Source organism: Streptomyces sp. NPDC002754, from assembly GCF_053592315.1.
In genome coordinates, this window is the sequence record NZ_JBSFVM010000001.1 from 83065 (window position 1) to 104781 (window position 21717).

Annotated in this window: 25 protein-coding genes; 21 read left to right on the forward strand and 4 right to left on the reverse strand. The window is 68.1% G+C overall.

Going from position 1 to position 21717, the window contains the following annotated elements:
- The first annotated feature begins 100 nt into the window (after positions 1 to 100).
- The 20 genes from ACWD2L_RS00420 to ACWD2L_RS00515 all read left to right on the forward strand — a co-directional run bounded on the left by ACWD2L_RS00420 (position 101) and on the right by ACWD2L_RS00515 (position 17838).
- Positions 101 to 1831, forward strand: a complete 1731-nt coding sequence (locus ACWD2L_RS00420; RefSeq protein WP_451186930.1) for a major capsid protein — start codon at positions 101 to 103, stop codon at positions 1829 to 1831.
- Between the two features lie 114 nt (positions 1832 to 1945).
- The gene (locus ACWD2L_RS00425) at positions 1946 to 3034 is read left to right on the forward strand and encodes a hypothetical protein (RefSeq protein WP_451186931.1); all 1089 of its coding nucleotides are present in this window, start codon (positions 1946 to 1948) and stop codon (positions 3032 to 3034) included.
- A 6-nt stretch (positions 3035 to 3040) separates the two neighbouring features.
- Positions 3041 to 3997, forward strand: coding sequence for a hypothetical protein (locus ACWD2L_RS00430; protein ID WP_451186932.1), 957 nt, complete (start codon positions 3041 to 3043; stop codon positions 3995 to 3997).
- A gap of 1 nt (position 3998) precedes the next feature.
- Complete coding sequence (locus tag ACWD2L_RS00435) at positions 3999 to 4589, forward strand: hypothetical protein (RefSeq protein ID WP_451186933.1); 591 nt, start codon at positions 3999 to 4001, stop codon at positions 4587 to 4589.
- A gap of 85 nt (positions 4590 to 4674) precedes the next feature.
- The gene (locus tag ACWD2L_RS00440) at positions 4675 to 5556 is read left to right on the forward strand and encodes a hypothetical protein (protein WP_451186935.1); all 882 of its coding nucleotides are present in this window, start codon (positions 4675 to 4677) and stop codon (positions 5554 to 5556) included.
- Entirely contained in the window at positions 5553 to 6110 is a 558-nt protein-coding gene (locus ACWD2L_RS00445) for a hypothetical protein (RefSeq protein WP_451186937.1), read from the forward strand. Before ACWD2L_RS00440 ends, ACWD2L_RS00445 begins: the two co-directional genes overlap by 4 nt.
- Entirely contained in the window at positions 6107 to 6277 is a 171-nt protein-coding gene (locus ACWD2L_RS00450; protein WP_451186939.1) for a hypothetical protein, read from the forward strand. The genes ACWD2L_RS00445 and ACWD2L_RS00450 overlap by 4 nt, the downstream gene beginning before the upstream one ends.
- Complete coding sequence (locus ACWD2L_RS00455; RefSeq protein WP_451186940.1) at positions 6277 to 6723, forward strand: HK97 gp10 family phage protein; 447 nt, start codon at positions 6277 to 6279, stop codon at positions 6721 to 6723. The genes ACWD2L_RS00450 and ACWD2L_RS00455 overlap by 1 nt, the downstream gene beginning before the upstream one ends.
- 28 nt (positions 6724 to 6751) lie before the next feature.
- Positions 6752 to 7207: a hypothetical protein gene (locus ACWD2L_RS00460; protein WP_451186942.1), complete on the forward strand. Its 456-nt coding sequence runs from the start codon at positions 6752 to 6754 to the stop codon at positions 7205 to 7207.
- A gap of 3 nt (positions 7208 to 7210) precedes the next feature.
- The gene (locus ACWD2L_RS00465; RefSeq protein WP_451186944.1) at positions 7211 to 7771 is read left to right on the forward strand and encodes a hypothetical protein; all 561 of its coding nucleotides are present in this window, start codon (positions 7211 to 7213) and stop codon (positions 7769 to 7771) included.
- Positions 7771 to 10785, forward strand: coding sequence for a phage tail protein (locus ACWD2L_RS00470; protein WP_451186946.1), 3015 nt, complete (start codon positions 7771 to 7773; stop codon positions 10783 to 10785). The genes ACWD2L_RS00465 and ACWD2L_RS00470 overlap by 1 nt, the downstream gene beginning before the upstream one ends.
- A 13-nt stretch (positions 10786 to 10798) precedes the next feature.
- Positions 10799 to 12112 (forward strand): hypothetical protein, encoded by a 1314-nt coding sequence (locus tag ACWD2L_RS00475; RefSeq protein WP_451186947.1) that lies wholly within the window; start codon positions 10799 to 10801, stop codon positions 12110 to 12112.
- Positions 12109 to 13251 (forward strand): hypothetical protein, encoded by a 1143-nt coding sequence (locus ACWD2L_RS00480; protein ID WP_451186949.1) that lies wholly within the window; start codon positions 12109 to 12111, stop codon positions 13249 to 13251. The genes ACWD2L_RS00475 and ACWD2L_RS00480 overlap by 4 nt, the downstream gene beginning before the upstream one ends.
- A complete protein-coding gene (locus ACWD2L_RS00485) occupies positions 13241 to 13525 on the forward strand; it encodes a hypothetical protein (protein ID WP_451186951.1) in 285 nt (94 codons plus the stop codon). Before ACWD2L_RS00480 ends, ACWD2L_RS00485 begins: the two co-directional genes overlap by 11 nt.
- A gap of 104 nt (positions 13526 to 13629) precedes the next feature.
- A complete protein-coding gene (locus tag ACWD2L_RS00490) occupies positions 13630 to 14532 on the forward strand; it encodes a hypothetical protein (protein WP_451186953.1) in 903 nt (300 codons plus the stop codon).
- Position 14533: 1 nt separating this feature from the next.
- A complete protein-coding gene (locus ACWD2L_RS00495; protein ID WP_451186955.1) occupies positions 14534 to 15445 on the forward strand; it encodes a hypothetical protein in 912 nt (303 codons plus the stop codon).
- The gene (locus ACWD2L_RS00500) at positions 15435 to 16091 is read left to right on the forward strand and encodes a hypothetical protein (RefSeq protein WP_451186957.1); all 657 of its coding nucleotides are present in this window, start codon (positions 15435 to 15437) and stop codon (positions 16089 to 16091) included. The genes ACWD2L_RS00495 and ACWD2L_RS00500 overlap by 11 nt, the downstream gene beginning before the upstream one ends.
- The gene (locus ACWD2L_RS00505; protein WP_451186958.1) at positions 16084 to 17091 is read left to right on the forward strand and encodes a hypothetical protein; all 1008 of its coding nucleotides are present in this window, start codon (positions 16084 to 16086) and stop codon (positions 17089 to 17091) included. Before ACWD2L_RS00500 ends, ACWD2L_RS00505 begins: the two co-directional genes overlap by 8 nt.
- A gap of 13 nt (positions 17092 to 17104) precedes the next feature.
- Entirely contained in the window at positions 17105 to 17668 is a 564-nt protein-coding gene (locus ACWD2L_RS00510; RefSeq protein ID WP_451186960.1) for a hypothetical protein, read from the forward strand.
- Complete coding sequence (locus tag ACWD2L_RS00515; protein ID WP_451186962.1) at positions 17665 to 17838, forward strand: hypothetical protein; 174 nt, start codon at positions 17665 to 17667, stop codon at positions 17836 to 17838. Before ACWD2L_RS00510 ends, ACWD2L_RS00515 begins: the two co-directional genes overlap by 4 nt.
- Before the next feature lie 162 nt (positions 17839 to 18000).
- On the opposite strand, the gene ACWD2L_RS00520 is transcribed toward ACWD2L_RS00515, so the two are convergent.
- Positions 18001 to 18216: a hypothetical protein gene (locus ACWD2L_RS00520; RefSeq protein ID WP_451186964.1), complete on the reverse strand. Its 216-nt coding sequence runs from the start codon at positions 18214 to 18216 to the stop codon at positions 18001 to 18003.
- 157 nt (positions 18217 to 18373) lie between these two features.
- On the opposite strand from ACWD2L_RS00520, the gene ACWD2L_RS00525 reads away from it, so the two are divergent.
- Positions 18374 to 19726 (forward strand): hypothetical protein, encoded by a 1353-nt coding sequence (locus ACWD2L_RS00525; RefSeq protein WP_451186965.1) that lies wholly within the window; start codon positions 18374 to 18376, stop codon positions 19724 to 19726.
- A gap of 54 nt (positions 19727 to 19780) precedes the next feature.
- Here ACWD2L_RS00525 and ACWD2L_RS00530 read toward each other — a convergent pair whose 3' ends face one another.
- The 3 genes from ACWD2L_RS00530 to ACWD2L_RS00540 all read right to left on the reverse strand — a co-directional run bounded on the left by ACWD2L_RS00530 (position 19781) and on the right by ACWD2L_RS00540 (position 21600).
- Positions 19781 to 20083: a hypothetical protein gene (locus ACWD2L_RS00530; RefSeq protein ID WP_451186966.1), complete on the reverse strand. Its 303-nt coding sequence runs from the start codon at positions 20081 to 20083 to the stop codon at positions 19781 to 19783.
- 129 nt (positions 20084 to 20212) lie between these two features.
- Positions 20213 to 20995: a hypothetical protein gene (locus ACWD2L_RS00535; RefSeq protein WP_451186967.1), complete on the reverse strand. Its 783-nt coding sequence runs from the start codon at positions 20993 to 20995 to the stop codon at positions 20213 to 20215.
- On the reverse strand, positions 20995 to 21600 hold the full coding sequence (locus ACWD2L_RS00540; protein WP_451186969.1) for a nucleotide-binding protein: 606 nt from the start codon (positions 21598 to 21600) through the stop codon (positions 20995 to 20997). The genes ACWD2L_RS00535 and ACWD2L_RS00540 overlap by 1 nt, the downstream gene beginning before the upstream one ends.
- Positions 21601 to 21717 lie beyond the last annotated feature (117 nt).

Sequence of the window (21717 nt, forward strand, 5' to 3'; positions counted from 1 at the left end):
ACAGTGTGTAGCACAAGCCGAATATCCGATCTGTCTGCTGAGCTGAGAGCCGGGACATCCGCCCACCCGTAGGGGTGGCGGTCATGCGTGGGAGCACGCTATGTCTCAGCTCGATCTCTCCGCCCTGCTCGCACAGATCCGCGAGACCCCCGACAGCGCTGCACAGCTCGTCGCGGACTACCTCGGCGACAACCCCGACACCGACCTCCAGGCCGTCGAGGACGCCGCCCTCGACGCCTTCAACGAGGTGTACGGCGACGGCGAACAGAACTACAGCGAGGACGACCTCGCACACCTCCAGTCCGCCTCCGAAGTCCTCACCCACGTCCGTGACGTCCGCCAGACCCGGCAGACGGAAGCCGACCAGCGTTCCGCGCAGGCGCGCGACCTCGCTGCCCGTACCGAGAGCCCCGCCGACGCTTCGCCTGAGGGTGGCGACGGCGACGGCGGCCAGGCCGCCCCCGAGGGTGCGGCCGAGGCGGAGGCGGCCACCGAAGGCGCGGCCGAGCCCGTGGCCGCCTCCGCCACCAACCGACTCCCGGCCCGCCGCCGTACGGGCGGGGACCTTGCCCGCCTCGCAGACGAGGCCGGCCGGGACACCAACTGGTCGATCACCGCCGCCGCCGACATCAACGGCATTGCGGCCGGGGCCCCCCTCGACGGGCTCGGCTCGCTCGCCGAGGCCGCAATGCGGCGCCTGTCGCCCATGATGCGCCTCGGCAACAACGTCAAGACGTCACTGCCGATCGCGACACTGTCCCTCACCCGCGATGACGCCCTCATTGCGTCCGGGGGCTCGGACCAGTCCGAGCGTGCGCTCGTCGACGCCGCAGCGAACGAACGCCGCCTCACGGGCGGGAGCCTGACGGCGGCCGGAGTCTGGTGTGCACCGTCAGAGACGGTCTACGACCTGTGCGACCCGCTCGAAACCACCGAGGGCCTCATCGACCTTCCGTCGATCACGGTCGCGCGCGGCGGCATCCGCTACCCGCAGTCCCCGGACTACTCCGAGGTCTACACGCAACTCCAGGACGGCGTGTGGGAGTGGGACCCCGACTCGGACACCAACGAGGCCAAGCCGTGCCTGACGCTGCCCTGCCCGGACTTCGACGAATGCCGCCTCACCCCGTACGGCCTGTGCATCCAGACGGACATCCTGACCAACCACGCGTGGCCGGAACTCGTGCAGGACTGGACGAACCGGCTCCTGATCGCACAGCAGCACCTCGTCAACAAAAACATCATCGCCAAGATGATCGCCGGGTCCACGCCGGTCGCGTTCACCGCGGGCGAGGGCACCGGCTCCTACCAGGCACCGGGCGGCACGACGTCCATCCTGGACATCCTCGAACTTCAGGCCGTGTACCTGCGCACGAAGAACCGCATGAGCTTCACGCAGACTCTTGAGGTCGTGCTGCCGCCGTGGACGCGCCCGTTCATCCGCGCCGACCTCGCCAAGCGCACCGGCGTCGACCTCGTGTCCGTCAACGACGCACGCGTGGACAGCTACTTCGCGGACCGCCACCTCAAGATCCAGTACCTGTACGACTTCGACGACATCGCGACCGCGTCCGCGCCGACCACGTACCCGACGAGCATCAGCGCGCTGATGTACCCGGCCGGTACATGGGTGGCCGCCCGCCAGGACGTCATCGAACTGTCCGGGGTCTACGACTCGACGAACCTCAAGAACAACAAGTTCACCGGCCTGTTCGCCGAAGAAGCGATCTGCGTGATCCAGCGCTGCTACGAGTCGCTGTTCATCACCATCGACATCTGCCCGGACGGCGCCACCAGCGCCCCCGTCGATGTCGTGTGCCCGACCGTCTGACCGACCGCCACAGCTCCCCGCAGGGGTGCTGTGGCGGGTGCGGGCCGCTCACGGGAGCTGCACCCCGCACCCCGCCGCACACCCCTGCGGGGCCCCACCCCGAGGGAGTGAGTGATGGCGGTCGCTTTGGACATCGTCACCAATCCACCTAGCCAGCCTTACCGGTACGGCCTGTTCTCGGCCGCGACCGTCTACGACGACGCGAGCTTTGACCCGCGCGGCGGCGATTACACGTGGCGCGTCCAGGGCTGCACGCCGGGCGCGGAGTGGGATTACTGCTGGCAGTCCCCGTACGAGACACAGGACCCCAAGTCCGTTCTGCCCGACCAGTGGATGCAAGCGTCCCCGTTCGTCGTCTACGACGGCGTCACGTGCCTGCGCGTCGGCGAACCAGATCTCGGCCCGGTAGCAGAATCCCGGCTCACCCTGTCCGAACAGGGGCAAGCCGAACGGCACTTCTGGGCGCAGCTCGGCGACGAGGCCGCCGACACCGACGACGCGATCCTCACCGACGCCGGGACACCGTTCGCGTCCGTCACCGACGCCATCGGCGCACTTGAAGCCCAACTCGCCGCCACCACCGGCGCCGCCGGTGTCATCCACATACCGCGCTACGCCATATCGCAGCTCGACGCATGCGCGATCGTCCGCGACGGCAGCACCCTGCGCACGCTGCTCGGGACACCGATCGTCGCCGGAGGCGGCTACGGCTACACCGGCCCCGACGACGCCGACACCGATGACGTGCTGTGGATCTATGCGACCGGCCCCGTCACCGTGCGCCGCGGCGTCGTGCAGGTCTACGGCGGCGACGCGGGCGGCTTCGACCAGAAGACCAACGAGGTCTGGCACATCGCCGAACGCCCCTACCTCATCACGGCCGACTGCCCCATCCTCGCCGCCGCCGCAACCGCGCCCGGCCGTCCGGACACGGTGTGGCCGACACCGCCCAGGGTGCCGTTCGAGATGCACGTCGACGCCAGCGATCCGCGCAACGTGAAGGCCACTTTCACCGGCGCGGCGGCGTGTGACGCGGTCGACATGACGTGGGGCGACGGGTCGGCCAGTTCCGTTCCGGTCGACAAGGCGACCGGAACCGGCGCCATCGCCCACGACTACTCGACCAGCAGGCCGCCGACGGCCCGAACTCGCACGAAGCGCGCCACGACGGCGCCCAAGTCCTCGAAGAAGAAGGGACGGTGACCCGTCGTGGCCACCCAATGCGCCAAGGTCGTCCGGGGCACGATGCTCCGCGTCACCAAGCTCGACGCGTGCGGACGCGTCGTCGAAGGTGACTGCTCGCAGGTCACCACCGACGGATTCGTGACCGCCACGCTGACGATGGAGACCGAAGACGGCTCCGAAATCAGCCTGCAGAACGCCGCAGGCAACACCTGCATCTCCGACAAGAAGCCCGACTACCTCAAGTACGTGACGGCGGAGATCGAGTTCTGCCAGGTCGACCCCGACCTTATGGCCCTCATCAACGAGAACTACCTCCCCGTCCTCGACGCGCAGGGCAACACGGTCGGTTTCCAGGGCTCCACGCAGGTGCCCGACGGCGCCGGGTTCGCGCTGGAGATCTGGTCGGACGTCATCGGCTCCGACGTCTGCGACAACCCCGACGCACAAGGCGCGTGGGCGTACTTCCTGCTGCCGTACGTCACCGGCGGCATGCTCGGCGACCTGGAGATCCAAAACGATGCGGTGACGTTCACGATCACCGCCAACACCAAGGACGGCAACCGGTGGGCCGAGGGCCCCTACGACGTCGTCCTCGACGAGGCAGGCGAGCCCGGCCCGCTCCTCAACGGCGGCGTCAACAGCAATGCGCCGTACTGGTTCCAGATCACCAACGTGGCCCCGCCCGAGGCGCACTGCGGATGCCAGCCCGTGCCGACGCCGGACTTCCCGACGGAGGCTCTCGCACTGGACGCCACCGTCGGCGCCGACGGCCTCACCGTCACCGCGACCGTCACGAACGCCAAGGGCGACACCGTCACGATCGACTGGGGCGACGGCACCTCCGCCGAGAACCTCGACGTCGACCCGTACTACACGGCCACCGGCACCCACGTGTACGACGCCGCGGGCGACGAGACGGTGACCGCGTCCAGTGAGGGCGAGACGGACACCGCCACCGTCACCACCACGACGGGGGCGTGACATGCCCACCTCGTTCACGATCTCAGCCAAGTGCGGGAATGACATCGCAACGGCCGTCGTGGAGATCCCCGACTACACCGGCACACTGACCGTCACCCAGGTCGCCGACCTCGACGTGTCCGCCGTCATCGAAGGCCTGTCCGACGACACCACCGCCAGCATCGCCTGGGGCGACGGGGCATCCCACAACGACATCCCCCTGACAGACGGCGCCTCGCCGGCCACGGCGCACACCTACGCCGACGCCACCGGGAACCCGTACACGGTCACGGCCACAGGGGACCAGACCGGCGCCGTCCTCACCGCAAAGGTCACCGTCTCCTACCCGGACATGGCCGTCACCGGCGACGCCAGCAACGACCCCACAGTCACCGTCACCGTCACCAAGATCGCCGGACCCAACGCAACCATCGCGATCGACTGGGCCGACGGCAGCCCGGTGGAGGGCGCCGACGTCACCAATCAAACCGCCACCGCCACGCACACCTACGCGATCAACGGCGAATACACCATCAGGGCCATTGCCCCGGAGACGTCACAGTCCACCAACACGCAGGCCATCACCATCGACGGCGCAGCGGACGCCGAGTGACCCGCCCCGCCCCGCTCACTGGCCGGACCGGCGACCACGTGTCGCCGGTCCGGTCCGGCGCGGCCAAAGCCGTGGAGGTGGGCCCGTGACGTGCATCTGGCCTGCGGACATGTCCTGCTGCGAGGAATGGAGCAGTTACCCGGTTGAGGTGCGCGCCTCTGCACTCATCACGGCGTCGGACATCCTGTGGGCACTGTCCGGGAGGGTCTTCACCGGGGAGCCGCTTTCGTCCGCGTTCACGCCCGAGGAGATCGCGGAGCTGGAGGCGCTCGGCTACACCGACGGCTGCTCGACGATCCTGCGGCCGTGCAAACAGCACTGCGGGTCGCCGTGCGACACGTGCGGCTGGCCCGGCGACCTGTACGGGGCCAACTGGTACGCGCCGTGGGCCCCCTACATGGACAACGGCCGCTGGTTCAATGCCACGTGCGGGACGTGCGGCGACCGCTGCCAGTGCGGCACCGGCCTCGACGTCCTCGCACTCCCCGGCCCCGTCGCGAAGGTCAACGCCGTCTACGTTGACGGCACGGTGTTCACCGACTGGGCGCTCTACAACGCGGACATGCTCGTCCGCACCGACGGCGAGCAGTGGCCCGGCTGTCAGTCCCTCGATAAGGACCTCACCGAAGAGGGCACGTGGGGCGTCGACTACACGCGCGGTGTCCCGGTCCCCGAGGGCGGCAAGCGCGCAGTAGCCCAACTCGCCTGCGACTTCGCACGACTGTGCGCCGGGGACAAGCGGTGCCGGATCCCCGCGAACGTCGTCGCGGTGACTCGGGACGGAGTTTCTTACGACCTCGATCCCACGTCGTTCTATGCGGAGGGCAAGACGTCCATCCCTGCCGTGGATATCTGGTTGGCCTCGGTGAACCCGAAGCACATCCCGCGGCCCTTCGGGGTCTACACCCCGCAGACCGTGCGCCGTGACGGCTACGTGCGGCGCCAGCCCGGCGAGGTGACGCCGTGACCTTCCCGGCCATCGACTCACCCATCGGCACCCTCCTCGCGACCGTCACGGCCTGCGTGTGCGCCAAGTTGCGCGACGTCGGCCGCCCCGCTTGTGACTGCTGCCTCAAGCACAGCAGTTCGGTCCTAGAAATGGACGGCTGCACCTGCGACTGCGACGACGACGACGAGGCGGCCGGCCGAGTGACGGGCCGCGTCGTGACGATCGGCCCGGCTTCGTCGTCCCTCGACACCACGGGCAACTGCCAGACCGCCATGGTCCAAGTGACATTGCAGGTCGGGGTGTTCCGCTGCATCGAGATACCCGACGCCACCGACGAACCCGACTGCGACGTGGCGACCGCCGAAGCGCTGGGGTTCCTCCTCGACGAGCAGGCCATGCGCGCCGCCGTCTCGTGCTGCCCCGACCTCAAGCGCATCCCCGGCAAGTGGCAGCTCACTCCCGGCCAGTGGGAGCCGCACGGCCCTTCGGGCGGGTGCGCGGGCGGCGTCATCACCGTCGACGCGTACGGCTTGATCACTTTCCCCAAGACCCCGACGGAGGCCACACCGTGACCACGAAGCGCCGCACTACGAAGAAGACCGCCGCGCCTGCCACCGTCCGCGTTGAGGTCGTCCGCGAGTTCGTCGGCTCACCCTCACGCGGCGACGTCATCGAGGTCACCCGCACCCACCGCCTGGACACCCTCATCCGCGCCGGGTTCTTCAAGGAAGTGGACTGATGTCCCACCTCGACATCAACACCGCCGAAGTGAACCGGCTGCTGTACGGCGCCGGTGGCCCCGTCGTCCGCAAGGTCACCGCCGACACCCGGCGCGTACAGGCATACGCGAAGCAGTACGCCCCCGTCGACAACGGCCCTCTTAGGGCTTCGATCACCGCCGACGTCACCGCGAACCCGGCCCGCAGGAACGTGACAGGCCGCGTCGAGTCCCGCCTGCCGTACGCGATCTACCAGGAACTCGGCACCGGCATCTACGGCCCCCGAGGCACACCGATCCGCCCCAAGCGGGGCCGCTATCTCGTGTTCACCCCGAAGGGCGCCTCGCGTCCCGTGTTCGCCCGCCAGGTGCGCGGCACCCCGCCCAAGCGGTACCTGACGCGCGCCCTCGCCGTCATGGCCGCTCAAAGCGGCTACCAGGTTCGCGCCGGTAGCGGATCCCTCTAACACCCTCACCCCGCCAGGAGTACCTGCCATGTCCGACGCTCTCGTCTTCACCACCGCACCGAAGACCTCCACCGTCCCCGACATCGAGTTCACCCTCGACGACCGCGACTACCTCGCACACGGCCCGAAAAAGGCCGCCTGGGCTTCCCTCGTCCACGGGGCGACGAACGCGTCCGGGCAGGGCATCCACGCCGTCCTGACGTTCCTCGACGCGTGCCTCGATCCCGCCGACCAGATGTATCTCGAACAGCGCTTGCGCAACCGGGACGACGACCTCGACGTTGACGACCTCCTTGGCGTCGTCAACGCCCTCGTCGAGGAGTGGGAGCCGTACCTGGGCGAGGAGTTCGCCGAACTCACCGGCGAGAACCGGGCCACCCGCCGACAAGCCGCACGCCGCACCCCCGCCAAGCGCACCGCGAAGCGGCAACCGGCACGCAGGCCGACCGGTGCTCCGGCCCGCCAGGACGAGGTGAAGCAGTAGCCCATGGCCGAGCTGCGCATCCCCCGCGATCCCCCCGTGGCCTTCGAGGTCGACGGGGAAACGGTCGTGTGCGAGCACACGACCGCCGAGTGGTGGGTGCGCCGTCTCGCCGTCGCCGACTGGCTCGACCTCGCCACCGGCGCCGTACCGATCTTGCAGAAACGATTGCTCGACCGCGATGACCGGTTCGACCTCGACGACGCGGCCCGCCTCGCCATCGCCATCACCGAACTGGTGACGGGCATGGGGTGGCCGCGCGCCGTACGCCTGGCCGCCACGGTCGGCGCCGCATGGCCGACCTTCGAGGCGTGGGCCGTGACGAACGCCCACGGCCTCGACCTCCTCACCGCGCCCCCGCGCCGCACCCTCGCCGCCGCGTACGCGATGTTGCTCGGCCAGTGCGAAAAAGAAGCCGAGGCCGACGCCCTGATCCGGCGCCTCGACGACCCGAACGGGATGCCCGGCATCACCCACGGCGAGCGCCGCAAGGCATTCACGATGTCCGCCGAGGAGATCGCCGCCATGCAGCAGGGCGTACCCGCGCTCAAGGGCGGTGGCGGCTGATGGCACTGGCCGACGCCTATGTCGACATCGAGGCGAACACCCAGCCGTTCTCCCGCCAGCTCCTGGCCCTGCAACGCCGCGTCGCGCGCGCCAACTTCCAGATCCGCGTGTCCATCGACCAGACGACGCTGCGCCGCCAATTGGCGGCCATGCAGCGCATCGCCCGGTCGACGCGTGTCGAGATACCCGTCGACGTCGACACCACGGCCGCCACGACGCAGCTCACCCGGTGGCGGACCCGCCAGGACAACAACCCCGTCAACGTCCCCGTACGCGCCGACAACAAGACACTCGCCAAGCTGTCGGGCACGCTCGGCAAACTGTTCGCCACGATCGGCAAGAGCGCCGTATTCGCGACGCTCGGTATGGCGCTCGGCGGCGCCACCGTGCAGGCCGGTGCGTTCGTCGCCGCGCTCGCCCCGGCCGTGGGGATCCTGGCCGCGCTGCCCGCCGCGCTCGGCGGCGCGATCGCGATGTTCGCCGCGGTCAAGCTCGGCATGGACGGCATCAAGAAGGCCGCAACCCCGGTCACCGCCGAGTTCGAGTCGCTGAAAAAGACGATCTCCGGGACCTGGGCGTCGGCCCTGTCGAAGCCGTTCGCGGACATGGCACAGAACATGGGGCCGGTCAAAACCGCCTTGAACGGGCTCGCGCAGGAGATGTCGAAGACCGCGGCCGCCACGGTGTCCTGGGTCGGCTCGACCAAGGGCATGTCCCAGATCAAGACCATCATCAACGGCGCCAAGGCCGCGTTCTCCGGCATGAGTGGGCAGGTCAAGCCGCTCGTTCAGAACATGGTGAACCTCGGCGCCGTCATCTCGACCGCGTTCGGTGCGAAGCTCGGCAACTCCCTGGGCGGCCTCCTCAAGAAGTTCAACGAGTGGCTTGCCGCGGCGATCAAGGGCGGCGACGCCGTCAAATGGGTCGAGAACGCGGTGAAGGTGTTCAAGACGCTCGGCGACCTCGTCAAGAACGTCGGCGGCGTCATCAAGGGCGTGTTCACCGCCATGTCGACGGCCGGGGGCGACTCCCTCGGCGTCCTGGGCAAGATGGCCGGCGAGCTGAACAAGGTCCTCAACTCCGCGGCCGGGCAAGACGCGCTGGTCTCGGTGTTCACGCAGCTCAACAACGTGTTCAAGGCGCTCGCGCCGGTCATCCCGTCGGTCGTGACGGCGATCGGCGGGATCGTCAACGCGCTCGGCCCCTCGCTGACGGGCGCGCTGGACCAGATCGTTCCCGCCTTCCAGAAGCTGCTCGATGCGCTGCCCGAGGTCGCCGCGGCGGTGGGCGATCTGGTGTCCGCGTTCGCCCCGTTCATCGCGGATATCGTCGGCCTGGCCGCCGCGATCCTGCCGCTGGCCGCGTCGCTGGTGTCGTTCCTTGCGCCAATGGCGCCGCTGATCGTGGCTCTGATCGGGGTGGCCAAGGCGATCGCGCTGGTGAACATCGCTCTCAGGGCGATGGGGATGGCTGCGCTGTCGAACCCGGTGGTGCTGGTCATCATGGCGATCGTCGCCGCGGCGATCCTGCTGTGGCAGAACTGGGACACCGTGTCGGCGGCCGTCGTCGCCGCATGGGAATGGATCTCCAGTACCGCAGTGACGGCGTGGAATGCGATCTACGCCGCCGTCTCTGGCGCGGTGTCTGCCGTGTGGGGCGTGATCCAGACGGTGTTCGGGGCGATCGGCGCGTTCTTCACCGGCGTGTGGAACGGCGTCGTCGCAGTCTTCACCACCGTGTGGAACACGATCAAGACGGTCGTCGAAGTCGCGATCAAGGCCATCATCGTGGTCCTGGCGATCATGTTTGCGCCGATCACCGCCATGATCGCGGCGATCGTCCTCCTGTGGCAGAACTGGGACACCGTCTGGAACGCGATCAAGACCGCGACATCAGTCGCGGTCAACTTCATCTGGACACTCATCCAGACGATTTTCACCGCGGTCAGTACGTTCCTGATGACGATCATTCAAGGCTGGGTGATCATCTTCACCACGGTGTGGAACGCGATCGTCACGGCCGTCACGACCGCCGTGAACTTCGTGTGGATGATCATCCAAACGATCTTCTCCGTGATCGGGGCGTTCCTGTCCGCGGTCGTGCGCGGCTGGCTGATCATCATCACCACCGTGTGGACCGGCATCCGCACCGCCGTGTCCACCGCCGTCACGTTCGTCTCCACGATCATCCGCACCGCGTTCGCGGCCGTCGCCGCGTTCATGTCGTCGGTGTGGAACGGGATCCGCGCGGTCGTCTCGTCGGTGTGGAACGCCATCCGCTCGACGATCTCAAGCGCCGTCAACGCCGTATGGTCCGCGGTGAGTTCCGCGTTCAACCGGGTCCGCTCGGTCGCCTCGTCCGCCTTCAACGCCGTGCGCTCCACCATCTCGTCCGCGATGAGCAGCGTCCGCAGCACCGTGTCGAGCGCGGTGAGTTCCATCGTCGGGTTCTTCCGTGCGATGGGGAGCCGGATCATCGGCGCCATCGGGAATATCGGCTCCCGGATCGCCGGAGTGTTCCGGAACGCGGTCGGCGCCGTCCGGGGCGTGGTGAGCGGCATGATCAGCAGCATCGCCGGAATGTTCTCCGGCCTCGGCGGGGCGATCGTCCGCGCGATGGGCAACATCGGCTCAAGGATCATGAGCGCCATCCGGGGATCCATCCCCGGCCCGCTGCGGAAGTTCATCCCCGGCCTCGCCGACGGCGCGATCGTCTCGGGCCCGATGCTCGCCCAGATCGGCGAGGCCGGGCCCGAGGCTGTCATCCCGCTGACCCGCCCGAGGCGGGCTCTTGAGCTGGCCAGCAAGTCCGGCCTTGACCGGCTCATTCTCGCCAACCACTACCGCGAGCGGGCGCGCGGCAACCAGTCCGGCCCCGCCGCCCTGTCGAGTGCGAGCGACGGCGGCGGCAACGCGGTCGTCATCGAGAACATCACCGTCACGTCGAACGCCCGTAGCGAGGAGGCCGTGGCCCGACGTGCGGCCACCCTCATCGCGGCCCGAGCCGGAATCTAGGAGGAGCGGGTTCATGTACGCGGGATGGCTCGAACTTGCAGGCAATGAGGTCGTGAACGATGCGCGCGCATGGGCGGCGGCAATGGCGCACGGACTGCCCGTGAAGTGCGAGCCGTGCGACGGCATGGCGGCCGGTCTCGACGAACCCCCGTACACCGGCAACCCGCAGATCGACCAGGCGCCGTGGTTCGACAAGACGCGCCCGGAGTCGGCGCGGTTCCTCGGCGTCATCGGCCTGTCAGCCACCGGCTACTCCGCCTCACCCGTGTCCCGCACCGTCACGGAACTGATCGGCGACGGCGCATCGTTGGGCGCCCTGCGTCGTGCACAACGCGACATGGTGTACGAGGTGATGCTTTTGGCCCTGGACGACCAGGCCATGAGTTACGGCTACGAGTGGCTCGCCGCCGTCCTGCGCGGCATCGACTGCGCCGGAACGTGCGGCGGCGCGGACATGTGCGTCATGACGTCCTGCCCCACCACCCGCCCGGAAGGCATGCTCCGTCTGCGGCACCTGTACGACGTCGGCCTCACTGACGGACTCACCGAGTCGGAACACCGCTATCTGTCCCGTGGCGGCATGTGCGACGCCGCGCAAGGCTGCTGCGAGGGCTGCGACCAGGACCCGGCCCCGCAGTACGCGAAGGCGACGTTCACGCTCAGCGCGGGCATGCCGCACATCTACCGCGAACCGCTGCCCGTGGACGACGGCCGATGGACCAGCATCGCAAACGGCAACGTCCTCACCGGCTACGACCCGGAACAGATCGCAGCGGATTGCCCGCAGGTCGCCTCGTGCGCGTCCGACCCGGACTGCACCCTGCCTCCGCTGCCGCCGTCCGTTGCCGTGCCGAACAACCCATGCTGGCCCACCGGAAAAGCAACGTTCCGCCGCACATGGATCACCGTGCACCCCACGCTGATGCCGCAGTGGGCGGAAATGGTGCCCGTCATCGAGGTCTACTCCGGCGAGAAAGACCTGCGCCGGTTGACCATCCGGTTCTATCCGAACCCGGCCGGCCTCGACTGCTCACAAGCCGGGGCCGACCCGTGCTCGGCCTGTACGTCGGTCAACGTCGCCTACCTGCCCTCCCGCTCGACGTTCACCCTCGACGGGCGCACACGGTTCGCGTCCGTCGACTGCTCCACCGCGACACGCACCGGAGCCGCCTCCCCCCAGCTGTACGGGCCCGGCGGAGCCGCGTTCGCGTGGCCGGTCTTCGAATGCCCAACGGGCCTGTGCATCGAGATCCTCGCCGCCGACAACACCGTCACCCCGTCCACGCAGGTACGGATGTTCATGGCTCACCGCAGTGATGCCGCATGACCGGTGTGCTGGGGTGCGCGCAGGAGTACCGGGCGGAAATCCGCTGGTCGGGAACAGCCGGGGAACAGTTCGGGCAGGTGTTCATGCTCCCCGAACTGTCCCAGGTGTCCAGCGTGAAGTGGCAGCGCTCACTCAACGACACCTCGGAAGCGTCCGTGGTGATCGTGAAGCAAGGCATGTCTGCGGACTGCTGCGGGCAGCTCGCCAACGTCCGCGAGTGGGCGCACGAGTTGTGGGTGTGGCGCGGCGATGAGTGTGTGTGGCAGGGCCCGGTGGTGACAGTCGCGGAGACCCGCACGACCATCACCATCACCGCGAACGATGTGACGGCTTGGCTCGCGTTGCTCGCGAACTACGTCAACATCAACTACACCGGCTACGACGCGACCTATGTCGCGTGGAACATCATCAGCCGGAACTTGCAGGCCGCGCTGTCCACGCCACCCGACTACCCGGCGATGCTCTCGTACCTCGTCCGGGAAGACTGCGGGTCGAAGCCGAATTACAAGAAGGGAACGTGGATCGCCTATGTCCTGGACATCGTCGAGGACTTGTGCGCCTACGGGTTCCAGTACACGACCGTGGGCCGCACCCTGTACCTGCGCGACATCAAGACCCAGGCAGCGCGTACACAGGCCCGGTTGACCAGCCCGGACTTCCTCGGCGAACTCACCGTCACCCGTAACGGGCTCGGGGCCCGCACGAACGGTGTCGCGACGAACCAGCAGCAAAACCCCGACACCAGCGTCTGGTCCGGCAAAGCCTACGTCGCCTCCACCCTGGGCACCCCGTACGGGCGCCTGGACGGCATCGCGAACCTCACCGACGAGAACGCGACGAACGCGCAACTCAAGGCCGCAGCTCTGGCCGTGAAGGGCTCGCGCTACCCGGCCCCGACGGTCATCGACACCGGGCAGAACTCGCAACTCGCGCCGACGGCCCCGGTGACCGTCGAGCAACTCGTGTGCGGCGAGACGTTCGACATCGCCATGGATGACTTCTGCATCCCCGTACAGCAGACGTTCCGGCTCACGGAAGTCGCCGGGGAGTGGACCAGCGGCACGGAGAAGATCACCGCCGCGTTCAGCTCACTTTCCATCACCGGCAATGAAGAGGCGGCGACATCTGATGCTGCGTGAACCCCAGGGGACCCCACCCCACCTCGCCCTCACCGGCGACCCAATCCGGCGCCTCGGCGCTGTCCTGCGCCACGCCGCCCGCGTGCGCCGGCCGACCGACCCGGTCGTGGTCGACGAGGTCGTCATCGAGTACGCGGGCACCGAGTGGACCGTGAACACCGATGACGACGAGCCCGGAAATGAATGGTGGGAGGACCCCGTGACCGGCACCCGCCGACTCGGATCCGAACTGACCAGGGGCGAGGCCCCGTTGGACCAGAAGGGACGTGAATAGACTTGGCCAGGTGCGGGTGTGGGAATACGTCGTGTGCTTGCTCGGTCCTGGGGGCCGACGGGATCGCGGTCACCGGAAACGGCGGAGCGACCTCGCCATACGTCGTGATGTTGAACCTCGGCAGCGGTGACGACTCATCGTGCGCGCAGGTCATGCAATGTGTCGGCTCCAACCTCGGCGGTGGCCTCACCTTCGACGACGGGAGTCGTGAGATCTATGTCGACATCTCCTCGGACACCGGGAACCTCACCGAGTACGGGTCCGACGGCGGGGTCTACACACCGCCGAGCGTGGTCACCGCCGGAACCGCGACCACCGTCACCGGGCACGGCACGCCGGAGGACCCCTATGTCATCAACACGGCGCCGGAAGTCGGTGACACCGCACTTGAGGCGGGGCCGGGTGTCACCATCAGCGGTAGCGGCGTCACGAGCGACCCCTATGTGATCTCGTCGCAGGGCGAGGGAGCGAGCTACGGCGTCGCGCAGAACATGAGCGTCGTCGAAATGACCGTGATGGGGCGCATCGCTATACCCCTCGGCCTCAAGGCGACAACCAACGTCCTGGCGAACGGCGACGTCACGGACAACGGCAACGGCACCCTGACGATCAACCGGCCCGGCTACTACGTCATCGCCGTCACCCCGCGATTCCAGGCGTCGGCCCGCGCATACGGGGCGGTGTATGCGTACATCGAGAACGCGGCGGGCGCCGCCCAGTCGTGGGGCGGCATGAGCGTGCCGGTGTCCCCGGACGGCCGCACCGCCTACTCCCTCGGCTATGCCATCAACGCCACCGTCAACGTGACGTCGCCGACCGTCGTCAAGCTGTCTGTCTCCAAGTCGACGTACATCGTCACCGCACGTTTGAACTGGGCAGAGTTCGTGATCCAGCGCATGGGCCCGGCCTACGGCGGCGCCTCCGGCATGGACGGCGACGCGCCGCCCGCAGACGACGGGTTGGTACCCGCTCCTGCGCCGGTGCCGTCGCCGGAAACGGACTTCTGACATGGCACTGCCTGTGAGTGTTGCGACGACCACGGTGTCCGGGCGGTACACGCAGTGGGACGGCCGCCCGTGCGTCGGCGCGGTCACCTTCACGCCGTCCGTGTGCCGCCTCATCGCCGACGACGGCACGATCATCGCGGGCGGCAAGACGGTGACGCTGGACCAGAACGGGGAATTCACCACCAGCCTGGTCTCCTCACACCAAGACGCCGTCGCCCCTTACGACTTCTGCTACTTCGTGACCGAGGAAACGTCCTGCTACGGCTGCGCCCGCTCCTACACGATCAGTACCGCGTGCGGGACTGAGTCGCTGGTGGACCACATGACGTCCATCGACGCATGGAACGACGTCACCTACGATCCGGCCGCCGTAGGCAACATCGGCCCATACACGGACCCGTCCGCATCCGACCAGGCGGCCCTGGCCGCCAACGGATACCGCACCATCGAGTACGGCCGGAACATTCCCTACGACCCCGACCTGCTCTACAAAGTGACCTACCGGGTACGCACCGACCGGGCGCCGACGGCCGGCGTCCCGTACGTCTACCTCGGACTCACCGGCATCGCCGCGGACGGTGCGACCCGGGTCAATACGTTCGGCGTCGACTCGCTGACCAACCAGCACTACCTCGCGGCGCGACGCTCAGACCTCACCCCCTCCGCCCAGTACACGACGTTCACCGGCTACGTGACCGGGCATTCCACGAACAGCAACGACGGGCTTATCCCGCACCCGGACCCGGACTTGCCCGGCGCAATGCACGAGTCAACAGCGTTCATGCGGCCGTTGATGTTCCTGCTCTACCAGTGCTCCGGCGGGTTCCAGCTCGTCGACTCTGTGTCCATCACGCCGATCTGCAAGCTCGACCTGTCTGACGTGCTCAGCGGCGGGGGCCCCTATGGCGATTGACATGGTGACGTTGGCCGGACGGTACGTGGACCTGGACGGCGATCCGTGCGAAGGCACGGTGACGTTCACGCCGCCGTGCCTGGTGCGGGACAACTACGGGCACGTGATCCTGTCCGGCTCGATCACCGCCGAACTCGACAACCTCGGCCGTCTCCTCGTCCAGCTCCCGTGCACGGAACAAGACGACCTCTCGCCCTCCGGGTTCTGCTACCACGTGACAGAGCGGTTGCAGTGTTCGGACTGCATCGAGGAGTACGACATCCGCCTCGACTGCACCGGCCGCGACCCGGAACCGTCGGCCGCCGTCGAGTGCCTCGACGACGGCTACAGCGTGCGGCTCGTGGTGCCGGTGACCGCGACATTCCCCGTCACCGTCGACTGGGGCGATGGCAGTGAACGCGAGGTGTTCGACCGGGACGACACCATCCCCCACACCTTCAACGAATCGGGCGCATCGCACATCACCGTCGTCGACGCCGACGCACATGCTCTGCCCCTCGACGGCCCCGACCGCATCCCCTGCACCGACGCCGCGACAACCGCCTCCGACACCGCCACCAAAGCGGCGTCCGCCGTCGACATCTCCACCCTCATGCCCCAACCGTGCTCCGACGAGGTAACTGAAAGGGGTGCCGATCGTGGCTGAACAGGACTGCTGCGGCACCGTCGTCATCCGCGGCCCCAAGGGTGACAAGGGCGACGCGGGGCCGCCCGGATCCACACAGTTGCGCGTACGCGACCCGATCACCAGCGACGGCACCGGGACACAAGGCGACCCGTACGTGATCGGGCTGTCCCTGTCCACGGACGAGGGCAACAATCTTGAACTCGGCGTGGACGGCGGCCTCTACTCGCGGCGGGCGGACGGCTCCGAAACATCCGTGACGGCCGGCCCCGGCGTGGAGGTGTCCGGCAGGGGCACCACCGACGACCCGTACGTCATCACCGTCACGGCTGAAAGCCTCGGCGACATCACCTCCGTGACCGGTACGCACGGTGTGACGACGACGCAGGACGGGACCGACGTCACCGTGTCGGCCGATATCTCTTCCGCGGCCGGAAACCAACTCCTCCTGAACGACGACGGCGGCCTGTACGTGGCCGCGCCGACCAACATCGGTGACAACACCCTCGTCGTCGGCGACGGCTTGACCGAGGTCGGCACGGGCACCACCGACGACCCCTACGTTCTGTCCACTCACCTTTCCGCAGACAACGGCAACGTTCTCGTCTACGGCAGCGACGGCGGCCTCTACGTCCCTGACTCGGACTCCGGCGGCGAGTCGGCTCAGATCGGCCCGTGGACGGATCTGCCGTACGACACCGCGAACTGGACGATCGCCTCGGTGAAACCGCAGTACCGGCTCATCGGAGACAGGCAGGCAGCGGTCCGTTTCAGCCTCATGCCCAAAGCGGGGGTGGTCGTCAACAACTCTCATCCGATCACGCTGCCCGACGAGATCATGCCCGCACAGAGCACGTGGAAAGACGGTGTGGTCGGCGGGTCGGCCAAGGGCGGCGCGGGAACCGTGTCCGGCGCCACGGTCCGTTTCGACATCAACATCACCGACGGCTCGATCATCGTGATTGACCAGCGCGGCATCACGACCTGGATCGGCCTCGACACCATCTACTGGCTGGACTAGGAGACCCCCTTCGATGATCATCTACGACAACGGCAAGCGCCTCCAGTACACGGACTCCGCGGGGGTGGAACAGACGGTCGTGACCCAAGAGGACCTGACCGGCGACGCGTTCGCGTTCTGCAACCTCACCGCCCCCCAGACGATGGCCGCCGCATGGGCAACGGTCCCGATCACCCTCCTCGCCTCCAAGAACGCCACGGTGTCCGCGAACAAGCTCGTGCTACGGCAACCCGGTATCTGGTTCGTCATCGGGCAGATCAACGCGAACGGCTACGCCAGCTCCGGCACCCTCTACTGCCAGCTCGACGGGATGAACTCCGGCAGCGCCTACTCGGGCTACGACTACAACGGAAACCGCCGCTACGGCGCCGTCACACGAGGCATGGCGATCTCCACCGGCACCAGCGCGATCACTCTCACCGCACAAGTATCGAGGGACACCGGAACCCAATACCCCCTCATCAACAGCGCCATGGTCCAAGCCTGGTGCGTGCAGGCGACGACGGCTGCCGCGGCCAGTGAACTCCTGGACAGCCTGACCGCCTCCGGCCTCATCGCCGAGGACGACCTCCCGTGAGGCGACGCCGCAGGCGCCGGGCAGCCGCGTGGATCTACGTGGCGGACCGGCTGCGGAGGGTCGTCGACCTGCCGCTGCCCGAACACCCCACCGTGCAGCTCACCCTCTTCGACCCGCCCCCGTATCGGTGTCGGGGGCGGGCACGCCGTGCCGAGTGGTGCGGACGATGACACGGAGCGCGGGGAGGTACAGCGCCGCCTGGAGCCTACTCGGGGGGCTGCGATGGCCGGCCCGCCGCTTCGGGGGCGCTCACCGGTAGAACCCGGAGCGCTAAGGACTGCCGCGCGGGGGACGCTTCTCCTCGCACTCCGGGGGCATAGGGGCGGTCCGCATCAGCGGGGCCGTGTGCACGGGTTGTAGTGCTGGTATCCGCCCATGGCGGGCGGTCCGGAGGGGCGGGCGACGGAGACGCGCCAGACCCGTTCCAGCGTCGCGATCGACTGCCCGCATCTGACGCACTGTTCGCCCGCAGGCACGTACGTCACGTACTGCCGCATGTACGGGCTCACGTCCTCGTCCGCTTCGCGTCCCTGCGCTGACTTGTTCATGACGGTCACCCCGCGCCTCCCACATGGCTTGGTCGTTGTGCTCTGCGGATAGCCAACCCGCCCAGCGGGTGGCCCGGTACCGTCGGGGGAAGGGGCAAACGTAAACGCCGTAAACGGCCCACCGCTCCAACGCCGCTTCAACTATCGGGAGTTGAACATGGCACGCACGACACGCACGCCGAACGTGCAGCTCAAAGCACTACTCGCACAAGCGGGATGGACACGCGTCCAACTCGCCCGCCACGTAAACCGCCTCGGCGAACAGCTCGGCGTACGCCTGTCCTACTCCGGGCAAGCCGTGTCCCAGTGGATCGCCGGAACACCACCGAAACCCCAGGTCACCCCTCTCATCGTCGAAGCACTGTCGATGAAGCTCGGGCGGCCCGTCACGCACGCCGAGGCCGGCCTAGAGCGGCCGGTGGACGAACAGAGCGCTGAACAGGTCGACACTGTCGAGGAATTGATCGACCTGGCAAGGCAGGACATGGACCCCACCCGGCGCGGCCTGTTGGCCGCAACCGCCGTCTTCTCAGCGGCCCTCACCATCCCCACCTTCACCGACGTCGCCCACGCCGACGTCCCCGTCACCCCCGGCAAGGCCACCACCCGCATCGGGGAATCCCAAGTGGGCTCGGTGCGCAGGATGACGGAGCGGATCGCCGACATCCTCGACGAGGACGGAGCAGGACACGCCCGCCCCATGGCAGGCGCCTACCTCGTCAACACCGTCGGCCCGTGGATGCGCGCCAACGCCTCCGAACAAGTCGCCCGCGACATGCGGGCCGCCGCCTCCGACCTCGTCTACCTCGTCGGGTGGATGGCGATGTACGAGAACGACCACGCCCAAGCGCAAGCGCGCTACGTGCGCGCGCTGCGGCTCGCCGGTGAGGCCGGCGACCACGTCACGTACTGCCGTGTCCTGCGCGGCATGAGCCTCCAATACACGAGCCTCGGGCACGGCACCAAGGGCTTGCAGCTCGCCGACTCCGCGGCCGAAGCCGCCCCGAGCAGCGGGCCACGCCTCGTTGCCTTCCTGCGCGGACAGCAGGCCGCCGCCGCCGCGATGACCGGCGCCCGCCACCAGGCCCACAACCGGATCCGTGAGGCCGAGACGGCACTCGGCAAGGCCGACAACCGCCGGGACGCGATCGGCGGATACGACCGCACCGCATGGCTGTTCCACCTGTCGAAAGTCCTCTATGAGGAGAGGGACCTGCCCGGCAGCATCAAGGCCATGCAGGACTCCATCAAGATCCAGCCCGCCCACGAACGCCAAGGTCGCGTCCACGCGTACGCCACCCTCGCCAACCGGCAGCTTGAACACGGCCACCTCGACGCTGCCTGCTCGTCGTGGTCAAGGTTCCTCGACGACTACGAACACGTCTCCTCGGCGCGCGGCGATGAGCACATGGCGACGATGCGCCGCGATCTGCGCCCCTACGCGACCGCGCGCCCGGTGCGCGACCTCGCCGACCGGGCTCGCGAAGTCGCCGCCATGAAAGCCGCATGAGGACGCCCCCGGTAATCGGGTACCGGGGGCGCCACTTCACGCTAACAGTCAGTCTCAGGTGCGCGAGTACACCCGGATACGAGCCATCGGCACCGGCTCACCTATCCGCTCGTCGTACGCGCGCCGGATCCGGGCCGCCGTGATCTGCACCGCCGTTGACCCGACGACCAGGATCGGCGACAGCTCAACCTCGCCGTCAACGACCCGCGCCTCACACACCTCCGCGGCGTGCTCATAGCCCATGGGGTGATCGCCCGTCCCCCGAAGGGCATTGTCGAGGAGCCCCGACGCGTCAGCCGCCCCGGACAGTTGGCGGGCCGTCAGGGACAAGATGTCGAGGGTTCGCTGTGTGGGCATGAGGGGTTCCTTTTGGTGGGGACCAGGGCGCCCACACTTTACGGAACAGCCGGCCGGGAAGCGGTGCCGGGAAGCGCTGGGAGCGCCGCCCGGCGCGATCCCCACCGGCACCGGACGGCTCCCCCTCGATCAGCCTAGGTCCCGTGCGGCCGGGAGTACCTGCCGCATCGTGGTTCCGGTCAGGTCCGAGACGCGTACGGCGTGCCCCAATTGGGCCTCGCCGTCCTCGCTGACGCCGCCCGCTGCGCGGATCCCCTCAACGATCGGGGCGATCTCGCTGTACGTCCTCCGCATGATCTTCAACAGCCGCGCTTCCGGGCTCGTCGTGGTGTCTGCAATTGCAGACACCTTCGGCTTCGGCGGCTTCCGGTAACCGAGCTGCACGGCGACATCTTTCAGCGCGGCCTCGGTTGCCTCCCCGTACTGCGTCTGCGCCGTCTCCCACTGCTGTCGGGCGGCATCCGGACCGTGCTTGCGCAGGACCGGGTAGAGGGCTTTCGACTGGCCCGTGTTGACGTACACGGCGAGCGCTTGAATCACGGTCGCGGAGTTCATCAACTGGTAGGCGTACGGGCGGGAGTAGCCGAACTCGTCGCTGATCCATTCCTTGAACGACTCCCACGGGCCCTCGCGCCAGAGTTCATCGTCGTGGGCTTCCTTGATGGCGGGGCCGGCCTGCCTGACGAGCTGTTCGTTAGCGGCCCGGACCGTGGAGTCGTTCGTAGCTGCGGCCGAGTTGATCGTGCGGGTGAGGGTGGCGAGGCGGGCGGCTCGCGGCTCGACGATCTCACCCTCGACGATCTCGCCCTCGACAACTTGCGCATCGATGACGGCGAGTTCCGCCCCAGTGCCGACGGGGTGGGTCTCGGGCGATGTGTCGCCGAACGCGTTCGAGAGATCTCGGCGTGCCATCAGCCCCACCCCTGCTCGGTGATCAGCTCGTTGAAGTGCGAGCCGGACGCGCTGATCTCGTCACCGATCGAAAGCCGGTAGTCCTCCCAATCGGGCACCGTCACCTTCGCAACCGGCCACCCCCGCTCGCGGAACCCATCGCGGGCATAGCGCGTCGACTTCGCATACGGCTTCGTGCGATTCAGCAGGACGAGACGCTGAAGCGGGGTGGCGCGCACGGCGTCGACGGCGTCGAGGGCGGCCCCCATGCGCATCGTGCGGCGGATCTCGCTCGTCGAGGGCATGAGGGGGACGAGGGCGACGTCGGCGATTTTCAGCACGGGCCCGGTGAAGCCGGGGTGGTCCTTGTGCTGCGGGCAGTCGACCACCACCCGCTCCGCGCTCCCGGCGAGGGCGGGAATGTCGGTGTGAGCCTGCGTCGACGCCATGGGCAGGATCGGGAACCCGAACCCGTCGATGTCGTCGGCCCACTCGCGCCAGTGCTGCGCGGGGTCCGCGTCGACGCCGACGGTCGGGAGGCCGCGTTCGGCGAATGCCTTGGCGAGCCAACCGGCGGTGGTGGTTTTCCCGGTCCCGGCTTTGTAGTTGATGACGGCGATGATCACGCGGTGCCCCTCCGTGGTGGTGATCCACGAAGCCTAACCAGCCTCTGACCTGCGACGAAGCCCACGAAGCGGGTAGATAACCCTCATCCGCAGGTGGGGGCGGTGCACGGTTTCGGA

What these genes read in the sequence shown, in the direction of transcription:
- ACWD2L_RS00420 (WP_451186930.1), top strand. Translation starts at nt 101, where the DNA reads ATGTCTCAGCTCGATCTCTCCGCCCTGCTCGCACAGATCCGCGAGACC.
- ACWD2L_RS00425 (WP_451186931.1), top strand. Translation starts at nt 1,946, where the DNA reads ATGGCGGTCGCTTTGGACATCGTCACCAATCCACCTAGCCAGCCTTAC.
- ACWD2L_RS00435 (WP_451186933.1), top strand. Translation starts at nt 3,999, where the DNA reads ATGCCCACCTCGTTCACGATCTCAGCCAAGTGCGGGAATGACATCGCA.
- ACWD2L_RS00455 (WP_451186940.1), top strand. Translation starts at nt 6,277, where the DNA reads ATGTCCCACCTCGACATCAACACCGCCGAAGTGAACCGGCTGCTGTAC.
- ACWD2L_RS00460 (WP_451186942.1), top strand. Translation starts at nt 6,752, where the DNA reads ATGTCCGACGCTCTCGTCTTCACCACCGCACCGAAGACCTCCACCGTC.
- ACWD2L_RS00465 (WP_451186944.1), top strand. Translation starts at nt 7,211, where the DNA reads ATGGCCGAGCTGCGCATCCCCCGCGATCCCCCCGTGGCCTTCGAGGTC.
- ACWD2L_RS00470 (WP_451186946.1), top strand. Translation starts at nt 7,771, where the DNA reads ATGGCACTGGCCGACGCCTATGTCGACATCGAGGCGAACACCCAGCCG.
- ACWD2L_RS00475 (WP_451186947.1), top strand. Translation starts at nt 10,799, where the DNA reads ATGTACGCGGGATGGCTCGAACTTGCAGGCAATGAGGTCGTGAACGAT.
- ACWD2L_RS00480 (WP_451186949.1), top strand. Translation starts at nt 12,109, where the DNA reads ATGACCGGTGTGCTGGGGTGCGCGCAGGAGTACCGGGCGGAAATCCGC.
- ACWD2L_RS00485 (WP_451186951.1), top strand. Translation starts at nt 13,241, where the DNA reads ATGCTGCGTGAACCCCAGGGGACCCCACCCCACCTCGCCCTCACCGGC.
- ACWD2L_RS00495 (WP_451186955.1), top strand. Translation starts at nt 14,534, where the DNA reads ATGGCACTGCCTGTGAGTGTTGCGACGACCACGGTGTCCGGGCGGTAC.
- ACWD2L_RS00500 (WP_451186957.1), top strand. Translation starts at nt 15,435, where the DNA reads ATGGCGATTGACATGGTGACGTTGGCCGGACGGTACGTGGACCTGGAC.
- ACWD2L_RS00510 (WP_451186960.1), top strand. Translation starts at nt 17,105, where the DNA reads ATGATCATCTACGACAACGGCAAGCGCCTCCAGTACACGGACTCCGCG.
- ACWD2L_RS00520 (WP_451186964.1), bottom strand. Translation starts at nt 18,216, where the DNA reads ATGAACAAGTCAGCGCAGGGACGCGAAGCGGACGAGGACGTGAGCCCG.
- ACWD2L_RS00525 (WP_451186965.1), top strand. Translation starts at nt 18,374, where the DNA reads ATGGCACGCACGACACGCACGCCGAACGTGCAGCTCAAAGCACTACTC.
- ACWD2L_RS00530 (WP_451186966.1), bottom strand. Translation starts at nt 20,083, where the DNA reads ATGCCCACACAGCGAACCCTCGACATCTTGTCCCTGACGGCCCGCCAA.
- ACWD2L_RS00535 (WP_451186967.1), bottom strand. Translation starts at nt 20,995, where the DNA reads ATGGCACGCCGAGATCTCTCGAACGCGTTCGGCGACACATCGCCCGAG.